We start from the raw sequence: 13512 nt of genomic DNA on the forward strand, positions 1-13512 counted from the left end.
TCATCCTACCTTTGTCGTCTGGGTAGGGGCGGGGTCAGTGGGCGGCGGAGCGTCCGCTCTCGGCGATCATGGAGTCGGCGGCCCCCTGGAGCTTGACCATCACCTGTTCGAGGGTGTTGAGGGTCTCGGTGTCGAGCCGGTCGAGCAGGCGCATGTAGTTGGCCGTGCCGGCGTCGATGAGCTCCTCGGCGAGGAGGTGGCCGCGGGTGGTGAGCTCGACGAGGCGGACCCGGCGGTCGGCGGGGTCCTCGCGGCGGCTGACGAGGCCCTGGGCGACGAGGCGGTCGACGATGCCGGTGACCGTGCCGAGGCCGACGCCGAGCGCTCTGGCGAGGTGCTGCCCGGAGGAGGCGTCGCGGAAGAAGAGCATCACGACGACCTTGAGCTGCTGCATGGTGAGGCTGGAGGCGAGCAGTGGGGTGGAGCGGTCGTGGGCGAGGAAGCGGCCGAGTGTCCGCTGGAGTTGGGTGAGCCGGTCGATGAGCGCGTGGCGCTCGTCTCGCTCGCTTCCGGCCTGTCCTGTCGCCTGGTTGTCGCCCACGTTCACCTCTCGCCGTCGGCCAGTCAGGTTATCAGTCATTAACACGAAGGCGAATTATTCGCATTATACGAAGTGTTAGGGTGGGGCCAATAGTTTTCCCAAGATCATCCGTGAAGGAGCTCCGCCAGATGACGTTCCTGGCTCGCCTGAGCCTGGCCAACCGCACACTTGTGGTGATGATCGCGGTCGTGCTCAGCGCGCTCGGCGCCTTCGCGATCCCCTCTCTCAAACAGCAGCTGTTCCCGTCCCTGAGCTTCCCCGGGGCGTTCGTGGTGGCCGCCTATCCCGGCGCCTCGCCCGAGATCGTCGAGGAACAGGTCACCAAGCCGATCGAGAACAGTTTCCAGGGCATCGCGGGCGCGACCGACATCACCTCGACGTCCAAGGAAGGACTGGCGCAGGTTCAGGTCGCGTTCGAGTATGGCACCGATATCGACGCGGCCGTGGCCAAGATGCAGCAGGCCGTGGGGCGGATCGGCTCCCGGCTGCCCGCGGGCGTCGACCCGCAGGTGGTCGCGGGGAACACCGACGACATCCCGGTGATGGTGATCGCGGTGGGTGACGCGGGCGACCAGCACACCATGTTCGACCGGCTCGAACGCGCGATGGTGCCCAAGCTGCGCAGCATCGACGGCGTACGCGACGCGACCGTCTCCGGCGCGCGGGAGAAGCAGGTCGTCATCACCCCGGACCAGATGAAGCTCGCGCTGCGCGGCCTTTCCGCGGCGTCGATCCCGGAGCTGCTGCGCGCGAACGGTGTGGCGATCCCCGCGGGCGCGCTCACGGAGAAGGACCGGACGCTGACCGTGCAGGTCGGGGACCGGATCGAGACGGTCGATGATCTGAAGAACCTGTACCTGGCCCCCGCGGCGCCGCAGGCGGGCGCGGGCGCCGGAGCCGCCGGGGGCGGAGCCGGGGCGGCCGGCCGTACCGGATCGGCGGCGGGAGCCGCCGGCGCCGCGGCGGGCGGTCAGCTTCCGGGGCGGGTGTCGGCCGCGCCGAAGCCGGTCAAGCTGGGCGACGTCGCCGACATCGCGGTCCAGGACTCCGACGCGACCACGCTCACCCGGACGAACGGCAAGCCGAGCCTTGGCGTGTCGATCACGATGAAGCCGGACGGCAACGCGGTGCGGATCTCGCACGACGTGCGCGCGGCGCTGCCGGAGCTGACCCGCGCGGTCGGGGACGCCTCGGAGCTGACGGTGGTGTTCGACCAGGCGCCGTACGTGGAACGGTCGATCGAGGACCTGACCACCGAGGGTCTGCTCGGTCTGGCGTTCGCGGTGCTGGTCATCCTGGTGTTCCTGCTGTCGGTGCGGTCCACGATCGTGACGGCGGTGTCGATCCCGCTGTCGGTGGTGATGGCGCTGATCGCGCTGTGGCTGGGCGACTACTCGCTGAACATGCTGACGCTGGGCGCGTTGACGATCGCGGTCGGCCGCGTGGTGGACGACTCGATCGTGGTGCTGGAGAACATCAAGCGGCACCTCGGGTACGGCGAGGACAAGCGGCAGGCGATCCTCACGGCGGTGCGCGAGGTGGCGGGGGCGGTGACGGCGTCCACTCTGACGACGGTCGCGGTGTTCCTGCCGATCGCGTTCGTCGGCGGCATGGTCGGGCAGCTCTTCAGCCCGTTCGCGGTGACGGTGACGGTCGCGCTGCTGGCGTCGCTGGTGGTGTCGCTGACGGTGATCCCGGTGCTGGCGTACTGGTTCCTGAAGGCTCCGGCGCTGTCTCCGGCCGAGGCGGAGGCCGTGCGGGAGGAGGCGGAGCTGCGGGAGCTGCGGAGCCCGCTGCAGCGGATGTATCTGCCGGTGCTGCGGTTCGCGACGCGGCGGCGGCTGGTGACGCTGGTGATCGGCCTGGTGGTGTTCGCCGGGACGATGGCGCTGGTGCCGAACCTGAAGACGAACTTCCTCGACTCCTCGGGCAACGACTCGATCCAGGTGACGCAGCGGATGCCCGTGGGGACGGCGCTGGCGACCACGGACGCGGCGGCCAAGAAGGTCGAGGCGGTCTTCGGCGAGTTCTCGCAGATCGCGTCGTACCAGGTCACGGTGGGCGGCGGCAACCAGTTCATGGGCGGGCTCGGCGGCAGCGCCGACCGGGCGTCGTACTCGGTGACGGTGGGCGAGGGCGTGGACGCGTCGGCGTTCCAGGACTCGCTGCGTGACCGGCTGAAGGACCTGTCCGGCGCGGGAGAGATCACGGTCGGCGGCTCGGACGGCGGGTTCGCCTCCGACCAGGTGCAGGTGATCCTGCAGGGCGCGGACAGCGATGAGCTGAAGACGGCGGCGACCGCGGCGCGGGAGGCGATGGCCGGGGTCAAGGGCCTGCGGGACGTCGCCTCCAACCTGGAGGCCAGCGCGCCCCGGATCGAGGTCCACGTGGACCGGGAGAAGGCGGCCGCCAAGGGGCTGAGCGAGGCGACCGTGGGCCAGTTCGTGGCGCAGGCGTTCCGCGGCGCGCCGGTGGGGTCGATCAGCCTGGACGGGCGCTCCAGCGACATCGTGCTGCGGACGGGTGACTCTCCGGCGAGCCTGGCGGCGATCGAGAAGATCGCGCTGCCGACTGCGTCGGGGCTGGTGAAGCTGAGCTCGGTGGCGGACGTGGTCCGGGCGGCCGGTCCGACGCAGATCACCCGCCAGGACGGCGACCGAACGGCGACGGTGTCGGGTAAGGCGGACGCGGCCGACCTGGGTGCGATCACGGCGAAGGTGAAGGACACGCTGGCGGGCGTGAAGCTGCCGGCAAGCGTGACGTACAAGATCGGCGGCGCGAGTGCGGAGCAGGAGAAGGCGTTCGGGGATCTCGGGCTGGCGATGATGCTGGCGGTGGCCATCGTGTTCATGATCATGGTGGCGACGTTCCGGAGCTTCGTGCAGCCGCTGATCCTGCTGGTGTCGATCCCGTTCGCGGCGACCGGCGCGATCGGGCTGCTGCTGGCGACGAACACGGCGCTGGGGGTCCCGGCGTTGATCGGCATGCTGATGCTGATCGGCATCGTGGTGACGAACGCGATCGTGCTGATTGACCTGGTCAACCAGTACCGCGAGCAGGGGCTGGGGATCGTGGAGGCGGTGCTGGAGGGCGGCCGGCGGCGGTTGCGGCCGATCCTGATGACCGCGATCGCGACGATCTGCGCGCTGACGCCGATGGCGCTGGGCGTGACCGGGTCGGGCGGGTTCATCTCGCAGCCGCTGGCGATCGTGGTGATCGGCGGGTTGATCTCCTCGACGCTGCTGACGCTGGTGCTGGTGCCGACGCTCTACACGATGGTGGAGCGGACCAAGGAGCGGATGCGCCGCACGCCGAAGAACCGGCCGGCGTCGGAGGTGAAGGTGTACGACAAGGACGCGCTCGCGTCGTCCACGTAGGGCGGGAAGCGGCGTCCGCGCGGTGCTGTGGGTTTCGCGCCGGTTCTCCCGTGTCGGCTACGTGGGGGACCGGCGCGAGCCGTGTCCGGGGAATCAATAAACTGGGCCAACGTGAGTGACAAGCCGCGTATCCCGAATGTCCTGGCCTCCCGCTACGCCTCCGCGGAGCTGGCCCGTCTGTGGTCCCCCGAGCACAAGGTGGTGCTGGAACGCCGGTTGTGGCTGGCGGTGCTGAAGGCGCAGGCCGACCTCGGCGTCGAGGTGCCGGCGGAGGCGGTCGCCGACTACGAGAAGGTGGTCGACCAGGTCGACCTGGCCTCGATCGCCGCGCGTGAGCGGGTCACCCGGCATGACGTGAAGGCCCGCATCGAGGAGTTCAACGCGCTGGCGGGGCACGAGCAGGTGCACAAGGGGATGACCTCGCGTGACCTGACCGAGAACGTCGAGCAGTTGCAGATCCGGGAGAGCCTGCTGCTGGTGCGGGCGCGGACGGTGGCGCTGCTGGCGCGGCTGGCCCGGCTCGCGGCCCAGCATTCGGAGTTGGTGATGGCGGGGCGGTCGCACAACGTGGCCGCGCAGGCGACGACGCTGGGCAAGCGGTTCGCGACGGCGGCCGACGAGCTGCTGGTGGCGTTCGGGCGGCTGGAGGACCTGGTCGGGCGGTACCCGCTGCGCGGGGTGAAGGGGCCGGTCGGGACCGCGCAGGACATGCTGGACCTGCTCGGGTCGCAGGAGCGGCTGGCGGAGCTGGAGGACCGGGTCGCGGCGCATCTGGGGTTCGCGCGGCGGTTCACCAGTGTGGGGCAGGTGTATCCGCGGTCGCTGGACTACGACGTGCTGTCGGCGCTGGTGCAGCTCGCCGCCGCGCCGTCGTCGCTGGCCAAGACGATCCGGCTGATGGCCGGGCACGAGCTGGTGACGGAGGGGTTCAAGGAGGGCCAGGTCGGCTCTTCGGCGATGCCGCACAAGATGAACACGCGTTCGTGCGAGCGGGTCAACGGGCTGACGGTGATCCTGCGCGGGTACGCGTCGATGACGGGTGAGCTGGCCGGCGACCAGTGGAACGAGGGGGACGTGTCCTGCTCGGTGGTGCGCCGGGTGGCGCTGCCGGACGCGTTCTTCGCGTTCGACGGCCTGGTGGAGACGATGCTGACCGTGCTCGACGAGTTCGGGGCGTTTCCGGCGGTGATCGAGGCGGAGCTGGACCGGTATCTGCCGTTCCTGGGGACGACGAAGATGCTGATGGCGGCGGTCCGCGCGGGGGTGGGCCGGGAGACCGGGCACGAGCTGATCAAGGAGCACGCGGTGGCGTCGGCGCTGGCGATGCGGTCGCAGGGGTCGGCGAACGCGCTGCTGGACCGGCTGGCGGCCGATGAGCGGTTCCCGCTGGACCGGGAGCGGCTGGACGGGCTGCTGGCGGACCGGATCTCGTTCACCGGTGCCGCCTCGTCGCAGGTGGGTGCGGTGGTCGAGCAGGTGGCGGAGGTCGCGGCGCGCTATCCGGAGGCCGCCGGGTACCGGCCGGGCGCGATCCTGTGATGGCGGGGTCGTCGCGCCCGCTGGCCTCGGCCGCGGAGGTGGCCGAGGCCGGCGAGGACGACGACCTGATCGTGTGGGCTGCGCAGGGGATGCGGCCGGGGGTGCGGGCCTGGGCGCTGGGTGACGCGGTGGCGGTGGCCAGTCCGGGCGCGTCGCGGCGGGATCGGCTGGCGGTCCGGGGGAGCATGGCGTGCGCGCTGCCGCTGGTTCGGCACGCGCTGGCGGAGGCGGGGCCGACGTACCGGCCGCTCGGGGACGCCGAGCTGGTGCGGGCGGTCTCGGCCGGGGTCGAGGGGATGACCGAGGCGGTGGGCTTCTCGTGGATGGTCACCCGGTCGGCACCCCCACCCCCGCCCCCGTGGCCCGAGTCCGCGGGTGGCGGCGCGGCCGGCTGGTTGGGGCCGGACGCCGATCCGGAGATCGCCGCTCTGCTGGCGGGGGCGAACCCGTCGTCGTACGCGGTGCCCGGCATCGACCGGGTGTCGCGCTGGGCGGGGGTGCGGGACGTGTCGGGCGCGGTGGTCGCGGTCGCGGCGGACGCCTGGTCGGCCCCGACGGTGGGGCTGATGGCGGGTGTGGCGACGGCGGCGCCGGCGCGGGGCCGTGGTCTGGCCGAGCGGGTGTGCCGGTTCGTGACGCGGGCGTTGGTGGCCGAGCACGGCCGGGCGGCGCTGATGGTGGACGACTGGAACGACGCGGCGATCCGGTTGTACGAGCGGCTGGGGTACGCGCGTCGCCGGGTGGCGGCCCTGGCGCCCGCCGCCTCCGCGGGTCCGCGAAGCGCGTGCTAGGCGGGCCAGCGGCCGGCGGTTTTGGCGGTGTCGATCGCGGCGCGGCCTGCCGGGCGCATCCGGCCGGCGGCCGTCAGCGCCTCGGCTTTCGCGACGTTGATGCTGGACCAGGGGCTTCGGCGGGTGCGCGGCGAGTAGCGCTGCAGGTAGTAGTCGCCGTCGAACGCCCTGCGGTGGCTGTCGATCCAGCCGTGGCACAGCGCCTCGTCCAAGGCCTCGTCGAGGGTGACGGTCGTCGCGTTGCCGTTCTTCTTGGCGATCATCAGCCAGACGTCGCGGGCGGTCTCGTGGTGCTCGGCGAGCCATGCCCTCCAGGCGGCGGCGTTGTCCAGGAGCAGGGCGTTGTCGGTCATCGTGGTCAGCCCTTCCGGCCCGCGAGGACGTTCATGTAGTGGTGGTTGACCATGACGCCGAGGATGTTGCCGAACGGGTCGCGCACCGAGGCGGTGACGAACCCGGGGCCGCGCTCGGTCGGCTTCTCGAACGGGGTGGCCCCCATCTCCAGCAGCCGCTCCCAGGTCGCCTCCAGGTCGTCGACGGCCCAGTAGACGATCGCTCCGCCGCCCTCGGTGCTCCAGCCGTCCGGAGCGAACCGCGCGTCGATGATGCCGAGCTCGTGCTGGTAGTCGCCGACGCGGAACTCCACGTAGGCCGGGTCGCCCTGCTCGGGCCGCTGGAAGTAGGCCGGTACGCGGAGGAACTCGGCGTACCAGTCACGGGCGGCGGCGACGTCATGGGCGTAGAAGCTGATGGTGGTGAGTCCGCGGAGCATGTCCTTCTGCCTTCCGTTCGGCGGCTTGTGAGATCGATGCTTCCAGGCAAAGTGCTCATCTAATGAGCACTTTTCTGGCATCGTCTCGAAGCGTGAGAGCGGATCGTCTGGTGGCCGTCCTGCCGGCCTACCTGCCGGCTGGGGACGTGTTCGGGAGCGGAGGGCCGGTGAGCGTCCGGCGCAGCCGGGCAGCTCAGCCGAGCAGCGCCGGGAGTTCGCGCAGCGAGGTGATGCGCGGCGGCCCCTGCCTGTCGGGGTGGCCGGCATCGGGGTGGCCGGTTTCGGGGCGGTCGAGCCAGACGCCGCGCATGCCGACCCGGGTCGGGCCGATCGCGTCGAGTTCGCGGTCGTCCCCGACGAGGAGGATCTCCTGCGGGTGCAGTCCGAGCTTGGCCGCCGCGGCCAGGTAGCACTCGGGGGCGGGTTTGAAGGCGCCGAGCGCGTCGGGGGTCAGGACGGGGTCGAGGCGGTCCATCAGGCCGATCCGGCGGAGCTTGGCCTCCTGCTGCACCGGGACGCCGTTGGTGAGGACGCCGAGGGTCAGGCCGCGGCCGGTGAGCGCGTCCAGTGTGCCGGCGGCGTCGGGGAAGGCCGTCCACGCGGCTTCGTAGTGCCGGAGGAAGTCGGCGTAGGCGGCGTCGAGGTCGGCGGGGAGCGGCAGCCGCATGAGGTGGCAGAAGTCGCGGAGCCGTCGGCGGCGCTGCTCGGCGAAGGAGCACTCTCCGGCGTGCCAGGCGGGCAGGTGCCGCCGTTCCAGGTCCAGCCAGAGGGCGGGGATGCCGGTGCGCGGCAGGTGGCCGGGGGAGAGCGCGCGTGTCCAGGCCACGGCGGCGTGGGCGACCGCGCCACGGTGGTCGAAAAGGGTCTCGTCGAGGTCGAAAAGGACCGCCCTGATCATGAGGACATCCTGGCGGATCGGGGTTTCGGTCGCGTTTCGATCGGGTGAACGCGGCGCCGCGGCCGACTGGGAGCCGCCGGGGGGCGCGGCCGGCTTCTTGATCGTAGTCGGCGGCCGGCCGCCCGGAACTCCGTATGTCCCCCCGCGTGGGGGAGCCTTCTCCCCCGTTCAGGGGAGTGATGCCTGATCCGCCCTGTCTACGGTCGAGCCATGCTTGATTCCGCGCACCGGCGACGCTGGCCGGCGTACACGCTGGCGGTGTTGTTCCTCGGCTACTCCGTGGGGAAGGCCGCCTTCGCCCTGCGGGCCCGGCTCGGCTTTCCCGGTGGCCCGCCCGTGCCGGCCGCGGAGGCGCGGAGGTATTTCATGGATCCGGCCGTCGCGCAGTGGATCGCGGCCGGCTCCGGCGTGGTGGCCGCGTGCGTCGTCCTCGCCACCGTCACGCGGCTGGGACGCAAGGTGCCGAAGGCGCTGATGCTGCTTGCGCTGGCCGTGATGCTGCCGGCCGTCGGAGGCGGCGCGGCGATCATGATCGTGGACGGGTTCGTCGGCATCGGCGTGGGCTGGAAGTGGTATCACGGCGTTCTTGGCATCGTCGGGATCGGGCTGTTCGCGGAGACGTGCCGGTCCTACATGGTGGGAACACGACGTGTCACGGTCTGACTGGACGCGGGTGGGCGGGTACGGCGCGGCGGCCCTGTGCGTGGTCTACGGATCGATGAAGCTCGCCCAGGCGCTGGGGGCCAACGCGCTGGCCGACAAGGATCCGCTACCGCCGGAGCTGCACGAGCGGCTGGTGGCCCGTGACCTGGCGTGGTGGGACCTGCTGCTGTGGTCGCCGTTGTTCTTGCTCTGGGGTACGTGCTGGACGACGGCCGCGGTGCGGCTCCGCCGGGTTCGGTAGGCCGAGGCCCCCGAAACCGAGCGGCGGACTCGTCCGCCCGCGGGAGGGGCCATGCTGGGTCGGGTGAACGACGACCTGCTGTCCATCGGGCAGTTCGCCCGGCTCTCCCGGCTCAGCGTCAAGCAGCTCCGCAACTACGCCGATCTCGGGCTGCTCGAACCCGCGTGGATCGATCCCGACAGCGGCTACCGCTACTACCGGGCCGGGCAGGCGCGGGCGGCTCTGTCCATCGGGCTGTTGCGCTCGCTCGACGTTCCCCTGGCCGTGGTCGCGGCCGTGATCGGATCCGGCACCTCCGGAGCCGCGGACCCGGAGGAGCCGGGCGTCGGGGACCGGCGGGCCGCCACCGCGCTCGCCCGCGTACGGGACGACCTGGAATCGGAGCTTGCCCGCCGCCGCCGTACCCTGCGGACTCTGGAACGCATCCTGGAGGGCGGTCTGCCCGCCGCCGAGGTGAGCGTGGTGCGTGAGCCGCCGCACCGGGTCGCGCTGCTGCGTGACGTCGCCGCCTCGCCTGAGCACATCGGCGCCGTCACCTCCGCCTGCGTCGGCCGGCTGCTCGCGGCCCTGCGGTCCTTCCCCCTCAGCGGGCCGGTGCGGCTCATCGGCCTGTTCCCGGTCGATGTCGAGGACGCCGTCCCGGTCACGGTCGCGGCGGTGCTCCCCGAATGGCATGGTGACGAGCCGCCGCCCGGGACCCGGCCTCACATCCTGCCCGGCGGGACCTTCGCCCGCGCCGTCCACGTGGGACCGTACGACCAGATCCCGCTCACCGCGCACGCTCTGCTGGCCTGGTGCGCCGAGCGCGGCCATCCTCCCGCCGGGCCGCTGCGCGAGGTCTATGTCAGTGATCCTTCGACCGCGCCGCCCGAAGGACTGGTTACCCACCTCATGATTCCTTTGGAGGAAATGTCATGACCTCTTTCAGCCTGAACGCGGTGAGGTGAATCCGCCGGGTGAACCGGATCGGGTGCGTCAAGCCGGGCGAGGCGGTCCCGGCCCGCTGATCTCGTAGTGCGGCCGGGCTCCGGGAACCTGGAGTGTCGTGGTCTCGGCGCTGTGCATGGGCGTGTCCATTCCTGTGAAGTGCTCGGTGCGGTGGGTGTGAGTCAGGCCGGCTGGTAGGTCAGGTCCACCACGCCGGTGGAGAAGGTGACCGAGTGGGTGAGCTTCAGGGGCACCTGGCCCATGCCGTCGGGAAAGAGGCGTTGGCCGGTGCCCAGCACGATCGGGTGGACCAGCAGACGAAGCTCGTCGAGGAGCTCGGCCTCCAGCAGCCGGCGGGTCAGGCTGATGCTGCCGGTCAGGTTGATGTTCTTGCCCGGTTGCTGCCTGAGGTCCTTGAGCGCGCTGATGGCGTCGCCGCCGATCACGGTGGAGTTGTTCCAGTCGGCCGTTGCCAGGGTGGTGGAGACGACCAGTTTGCGGATGCCGTTGATCTGGTCGGCCAACGCGCCGGTCTGGTGCGGCCAGACCGCGGCGAACGACTCGTACGTCACCCGCCCCAGCAGCAGGGTGTCGGCTTCGGCGTGCATCTGGCCGACCGCCGCGCCCATCTCCTCGTTCAGATACGGGAAGTGCCATTTCTCCGGTGCTTCCACCACACCGTCCAGTGACATGAACAGGCCGGCCACGATCTTGCGGGTCGGGAGGAGGGGTACGTCGCTCACGAGTGACTCCTTATGTAGACGGCGTCCACATTTGCGGACGGGAGGATCATGGCATACTGAAGTGGACGCTGTCCACATGAGGAGGTTGGGTCATGCCCGAACAGGCCAACGGGGCCAAGCGCGACACCTACCGGCACGGCAACCTGCGCCACGCCCTTCTGGAGGTTGGCATCGAGCTGGCTCGCGCCGGGGGCCCCGACGCGGTGGTTCTGCGTGAGGCCACCCGGCGGGCGAGCGTGGCACCCAACGCCGCCTACCGGCACTTTCCCCGCCGCGAGGCCCTGGTGCACGCCGTCTCCCTGGCGGCGATGGGACAGCTGGCCCGGGCCATGGAAGAGGGGTTGGCCGCCCTCCCCGCGCTGAGCGATCGGGCCGAGGCCGCCCGCACCCGGTTCCGCGCTGTCGGCACCGGCTACCTGCGCTTCGCGCGCACCGAACCGGGGTTGTTCCGAACCGCGTTCTATGTCCCCGACGACATGACCGAGGCCGAAGCGACCGTTTCCGCCGGAGCCGGTGGACTCACCCCGTTCCAGTTGCTCGGCGCCGCCTTGGACGACCTGGTCTCCTGCGAGCTCATGACGCCCGCCCGCCGTCCGGGCGCGGAGTTCCTCGTCTGGTCGTGCGTCCACGGCCTGGCGGTCCTGCTCATCGACGGCCCCCTGCGCGGGCTGCAGGACACCCAGGCCGACCAAGCCGCCCATGACCTGATCGACATGATCGAAGGAGGCCTCCGGTGAAATTCAGGTGATCTTCGGTCGCGCCCAGGTTCTCTTTCACGGGAGCCGTCCTCGATGGATGCGACGCCGTGGACGCGCGAGCAGCGCACGCGGGAGCTGATGGACGCGCCGGACGCACTGGACGCCGAACTGAGCCGCGCCGCCGCGCGCCGGCGCTGGACGAGCCGACGTTCGTCCGTCATGCGACGCGTCGGCGCTCACTCGGCGGACAGCGCCAGGCGTAGCCCGAACCCGACCAGCACGGTGCCGGTGATCCGGTCGATGATCCGATGGACTCGGGCCCCGGTCAGCCAGGCGCGCGCCAGATGCGTCCCGAAGATCAGCAACGTGAACCACGCCATCCCTTCGACGTTGTGCACCAGCGCAAGCAGCAAGCCCATCGGCAGGTGCGGCGCGTCCGCCGGGATGAACTGCGGGAGCATCGCCACGTAGAACACGCCGATCTTGGGGTTGAGGAGGTTCGTCACCAGTCCGCGCGCCCACGCCCCGCCCGGTCCGGCCGCAACCGCAGGCGTGTCCGTGATCTCGGTGGGCCCGGCACCGGAGGATGCGGTAGTCAAAGATGCGGACCGCCCGCGCATCGTGCGCCACACCATGGTGGCGCCGAACCAGACGAGATAGGCGGCCCCGGCCAGGCGCAGCACCGTGTACGCCGTCTGTGACGCGGTCAGCAGGGCCGACACTCCCACCGCCGCCCCCGCACCCCACACCAGCACGCCCGTGTTGATCCCCAGGGCGGTCGCGAACGCGTGCCGCCGCCCTCCCGAGATGGCCGCTCTCAGGACCAGGGCGGTGTCCAGGCCGGGAACGATCGTCATCAGGCCGGCCACGACGGAGAACGAGGCAAGTGCCGAGAATACGGTCATACGTCGATCCTTGCGAGGAACGTCCAGCTTCGTCCAGCCAGTTGACGGTCAGCACGCCAACCTTCGGCGGGCCCACCCCCGACAGGCTGCCCCGGCGGCCTGACCTCAGCCGGGGACCGCGCCCGACCCCGGGCCGGCGCCCTTACCGCCCCTCGTCGTCCGGGTCCTCCCGTACGGCCGGCGCCGGCCCGTCCACCACGCCACGACGGCCGCGCAGCAGCGGATGCGCCCGCATCGCCACCTCCAGCTCACCGGGCAGCTCGTCGCGGTAGCGCCCCAGCGTCGACAGGTCGCTGTGCCCCAGCACCCGCCGCACCGCGTCCATGTCCGTGCCGTCGGCCAGCAGATGCGTCGCCGTCGTGTGCCGGAGCCCGTGTGGCGTCACGCCGCGTTGCCGTCCCGGCTCCACCCGCCGCTGCATCCGGTCGATCACCGCCTGGACGTCGCCCCGCGCCAGCCGCCGGCCCCGCCACGACAGCAGCAGCGCCTTCTCCTCGCTCGCCGCCCGCCCTTCGATGTAGGCGTCGAACACCTCCGCCACATCGGCCGGGAGCGGGACGTCCCGCGTCCGGCCACCCTTGCCGAAGATCCGCCAGTACCGCACGCCGTCGTTGGTGTAGAAATCCTCCACGTTGGCGCGCACCAGCTCCGACACCCGCGGCCCCATCGTCGTCAGCAGCAGCACGATCAGCGCGTCGCGCGCCTCGGTGCGCTGGTCCCTGCGGCGGGCCGGCTCCTCCACCGGGGAACGCGCGGCCCCGATCAGGCCCTCGGCCTGCTCCCGGGTGAGCGCCCGCCGCTCGGCCCGCAGCCCGCCCCGCTCCCGCGCGGTGACCGTCGCCGCCGCCATCGGGTTGAGCTGCACCCAGCCGGACAGCGCCGCGTGTTTGAACAGCGCCGACACCGAGCGGCGGAACCGCCCCTGCGAGGCCGCGCTCTGCGTCCCCGCCGCCGCACCTCCCGTGTTTCCGGTGCCAGTCTCGTTCGGGGATGCCGCCGCCCGGCGGCGCTCGTCCGGTTTGCGGGCGAACGCCAGCAGCACGGCGTCCACGTCCTCACCCGTGAGATCGTCCAGCACCCGATCGGCACCCGCCAGCCGCGCGAACGTGGCCACGTCCCGCGCGTACACCTCGGCGGTGGCGGGAGACAGCGCCCCCGTCAGCGTCTTGGCCCGGACCAGCTCCACGTAGCGATCCACGGCCTCCTCCACGGTGAGGCGGTTCAACCGAGCCGGAAGCATGATCCACACCGTATCCCGGCCCACCGACAACCCGCGCCCGCTCGCACGACTACCCGATCGAGGGATGCGCCCGCCCGGCCCGCCCCACGAGGCTGGAGACACGCCTCCCGGCGCCCGCCGTACGCCGGGAGGCCACGACCGGCGACGCGGACAGGGAAACGGTCGCGGGTGAGCACG

14 protein-coding genes are annotated in these 13512 nt (G+C 71.5%); 7 read left to right on the forward strand and 7 right to left on the reverse strand.

Going from position 1 to position 13512, the window contains the following annotated elements:
- Positions 1–34 precede the first annotated feature (34 nt).
- Positions 35–541, reverse strand: coding sequence for a MarR family winged helix-turn-helix transcriptional regulator (locus AWQ71_RS04125; RefSeq protein WP_067127580.1), 507 nt, complete (start codon positions 539–541; stop codon positions 35–37).
- Positions 542–669: 128 nt separating this feature from the next.
- Between AWQ71_RS04125 and AWQ71_RS04130 the strand changes: the two genes are divergently transcribed.
- The 3 genes from AWQ71_RS04130 (at position 670) to AWQ71_RS04140 (ending at position 6248) form a co-directional block, all read left to right on the forward strand.
- Positions 670–3918 (forward strand): efflux RND transporter permease subunit, encoded by a 3249-nt coding sequence (locus AWQ71_RS04130; RefSeq protein WP_067126875.1) that lies wholly within the window; start codon positions 670–672, stop codon positions 3916–3918.
- Between the two features lie 111 nt (positions 3919–4029).
- The gene (gene purB, locus AWQ71_RS04135; protein WP_067126878.1) at positions 4030–5457 is read left to right on the forward strand and encodes an adenylosuccinate lyase; all 1428 of its coding nucleotides are present in this window, start codon (positions 4030–4032) and stop codon (positions 5455–5457) included.
- Positions 5457–6248: a GNAT family N-acetyltransferase gene (locus AWQ71_RS04140; RefSeq protein WP_067126881.1), complete on the forward strand. Its 792-nt coding sequence runs from the start codon at positions 5457–5459 to the stop codon at positions 6246–6248. The genes purB and AWQ71_RS04140 overlap by 1 nt, the downstream gene beginning before the upstream one ends.
- Here the strand turns inward: AWQ71_RS04140 and AWQ71_RS04145 are convergent.
- From AWQ71_RS04145 to AWQ71_RS04155, 3 genes are all read right to left on the reverse strand, one after another.
- Complete coding sequence (locus AWQ71_RS04145; protein WP_067126884.1) at positions 6245–6601, reverse strand: YdeI/OmpD-associated family protein; 357 nt, start codon at positions 6599–6601, stop codon at positions 6245–6247. The genes AWQ71_RS04140 and AWQ71_RS04145 overlap by 4 nt on opposite strands.
- A 5-nt stretch (positions 6602–6606) precedes the next feature.
- Positions 6607–7020, reverse strand: a complete 414-nt coding sequence (locus tag AWQ71_RS04150) for a VOC family protein (protein WP_067126887.1) — start codon at positions 7018–7020, stop codon at positions 6607–6609.
- 193 nt (positions 7021–7213) lie between these two features.
- Positions 7214–7918, reverse strand: coding sequence for an HAD family hydrolase (locus tag AWQ71_RS04155; RefSeq protein ID WP_067126890.1), 705 nt, complete (start codon positions 7916–7918; stop codon positions 7214–7216).
- 210 nt (positions 7919–8128) lie between these two features.
- On the opposite strand from AWQ71_RS04155, the gene AWQ71_RS04160 reads away from it, so the two are divergent.
- From AWQ71_RS04160 to AWQ71_RS04170, 3 genes are read left to right on the forward strand one after another with little or no spacing between them, the layout of a single operon-like run.
- The gene (locus AWQ71_RS04160) at positions 8129–8581 is read left to right on the forward strand and encodes a hypothetical protein (RefSeq protein WP_067126893.1); all 453 of its coding nucleotides are present in this window, start codon (positions 8129–8131) and stop codon (positions 8579–8581) included.
- Complete coding sequence (locus AWQ71_RS04165; protein ID WP_084258481.1) at positions 8568–8822, forward strand: DUF3995 domain-containing protein; 255 nt, start codon at positions 8568–8570, stop codon at positions 8820–8822. Before AWQ71_RS04160 ends, AWQ71_RS04165 begins: the two co-directional genes overlap by 14 nt.
- 51 nt (positions 8823–8873) lie before the next feature.
- Positions 8874–9740 carry a MerR family transcriptional regulator gene (locus AWQ71_RS04170; protein WP_067126899.1) on the forward strand — a complete coding sequence of 289 codons (867 nt, stop codon included), beginning with the start codon at positions 8874–8876 and terminating at the stop codon, positions 9738–9740.
- A 191-nt stretch (positions 9741–9931) separates the two neighbouring features.
- Here the strand turns inward: AWQ71_RS04170 and AWQ71_RS04175 are convergent, their stop codons facing one another.
- The gene (locus AWQ71_RS04175) at positions 9932–10492 is read right to left on the reverse strand and encodes a dihydrofolate reductase family protein (RefSeq protein WP_245658102.1); all 561 of its coding nucleotides are present in this window, start codon (positions 10490–10492) and stop codon (positions 9932–9934) included.
- A 92-nt stretch (positions 10493–10584) separates the two neighbouring features.
- Between AWQ71_RS04175 and AWQ71_RS04180 the strand changes: the two genes are divergently transcribed.
- Positions 10585–11229 (forward strand): TetR/AcrR family transcriptional regulator, encoded by a 645-nt coding sequence (locus tag AWQ71_RS04180; protein ID WP_067126902.1) that lies wholly within the window; start codon positions 10585–10587, stop codon positions 11227–11229.
- A 197-nt stretch (positions 11230–11426) separates the two neighbouring features.
- Here the strand turns inward: AWQ71_RS04180 and AWQ71_RS04185 are convergent, their stop codons facing one another.
- Complete coding sequence (locus AWQ71_RS04185; RefSeq protein ID WP_067126905.1) at positions 11427–12095, reverse strand: LysE family translocator; 669 nt, start codon at positions 12093–12095, stop codon at positions 11427–11429.
- A 142-nt stretch (positions 12096–12237) separates the two neighbouring features.
- Positions 12238–13335, reverse strand: coding sequence for a tyrosine-type recombinase/integrase (locus AWQ71_RS04190; protein ID WP_067127587.1), 1098 nt, complete (start codon positions 13333–13335; stop codon positions 12238–12240).
- Positions 13336–13512 lie beyond the last annotated feature (177 nt).

This window comes from Microtetraspora malaysiensis (genome assembly GCF_001528665.1).
GTDB lineage: Bacteria > Actinomycetota > Actinomycetes > Streptosporangiales > Streptosporangiaceae > Microtetraspora_A > Microtetraspora_A malaysiensis.

Excerpts from the sequence above, each read along its gene's own strand:
- AWQ71_RS04140 (WP_067126881.1), top strand. The coding sequence starts at position 5,457 with ATGGCGGGGTCGTCGCGCCCGCTGGCCTCGGCCGCGGAGGTGGCCGAG.
- AWQ71_RS04190 (WP_067127587.1), bottom strand. The coding sequence starts at position 13,335 with ATGCTTCCGGCTCGGTTGAACCGCCTCACCGTGGAGGAGGCCGTGGAT.
- AWQ71_RS04160 (WP_067126893.1), top strand. The coding sequence starts at position 8,129 with ATGCTTGATTCCGCGCACCGGCGACGCTGGCCGGCGTACACGCTGGCG.
- AWQ71_RS04145 (WP_067126884.1), bottom strand. The coding sequence starts at position 6,601 with ATGACCGACAACGCCCTGCTCCTGGACAACGCCGCCGCCTGGAGGGCA.
- AWQ71_RS04170 (WP_067126899.1), top strand. The coding sequence starts at position 8,874 with ATGCTGGGTCGGGTGAACGACGACCTGCTGTCCATCGGGCAGTTCGCC.
- AWQ71_RS04150 (WP_067126887.1), bottom strand. The coding sequence starts at position 7,020 with ATGCTCCGCGGACTCACCACCATCAGCTTCTACGCCCATGACGTCGCC.
- AWQ71_RS04185 (WP_067126905.1), bottom strand. The coding sequence starts at position 12,095 with ATGACCGTATTCTCGGCACTTGCCTCGTTCTCCGTCGTGGCCGGCCTG.
- AWQ71_RS04155 (WP_067126890.1), bottom strand. The coding sequence starts at position 7,918 with ATGATCAGGGCGGTCCTTTTCGACCTCGACGAGACCCTTTTCGACCAC.
- AWQ71_RS04130 (WP_067126875.1), top strand. The coding sequence starts at position 670 with ATGACGTTCCTGGCTCGCCTGAGCCTGGCCAACCGCACACTTGTGGTG.
- AWQ71_RS04180 (WP_067126902.1), top strand. The coding sequence starts at position 10,585 with ATGCCCGAACAGGCCAACGGGGCCAAGCGCGACACCTACCGGCACGGC.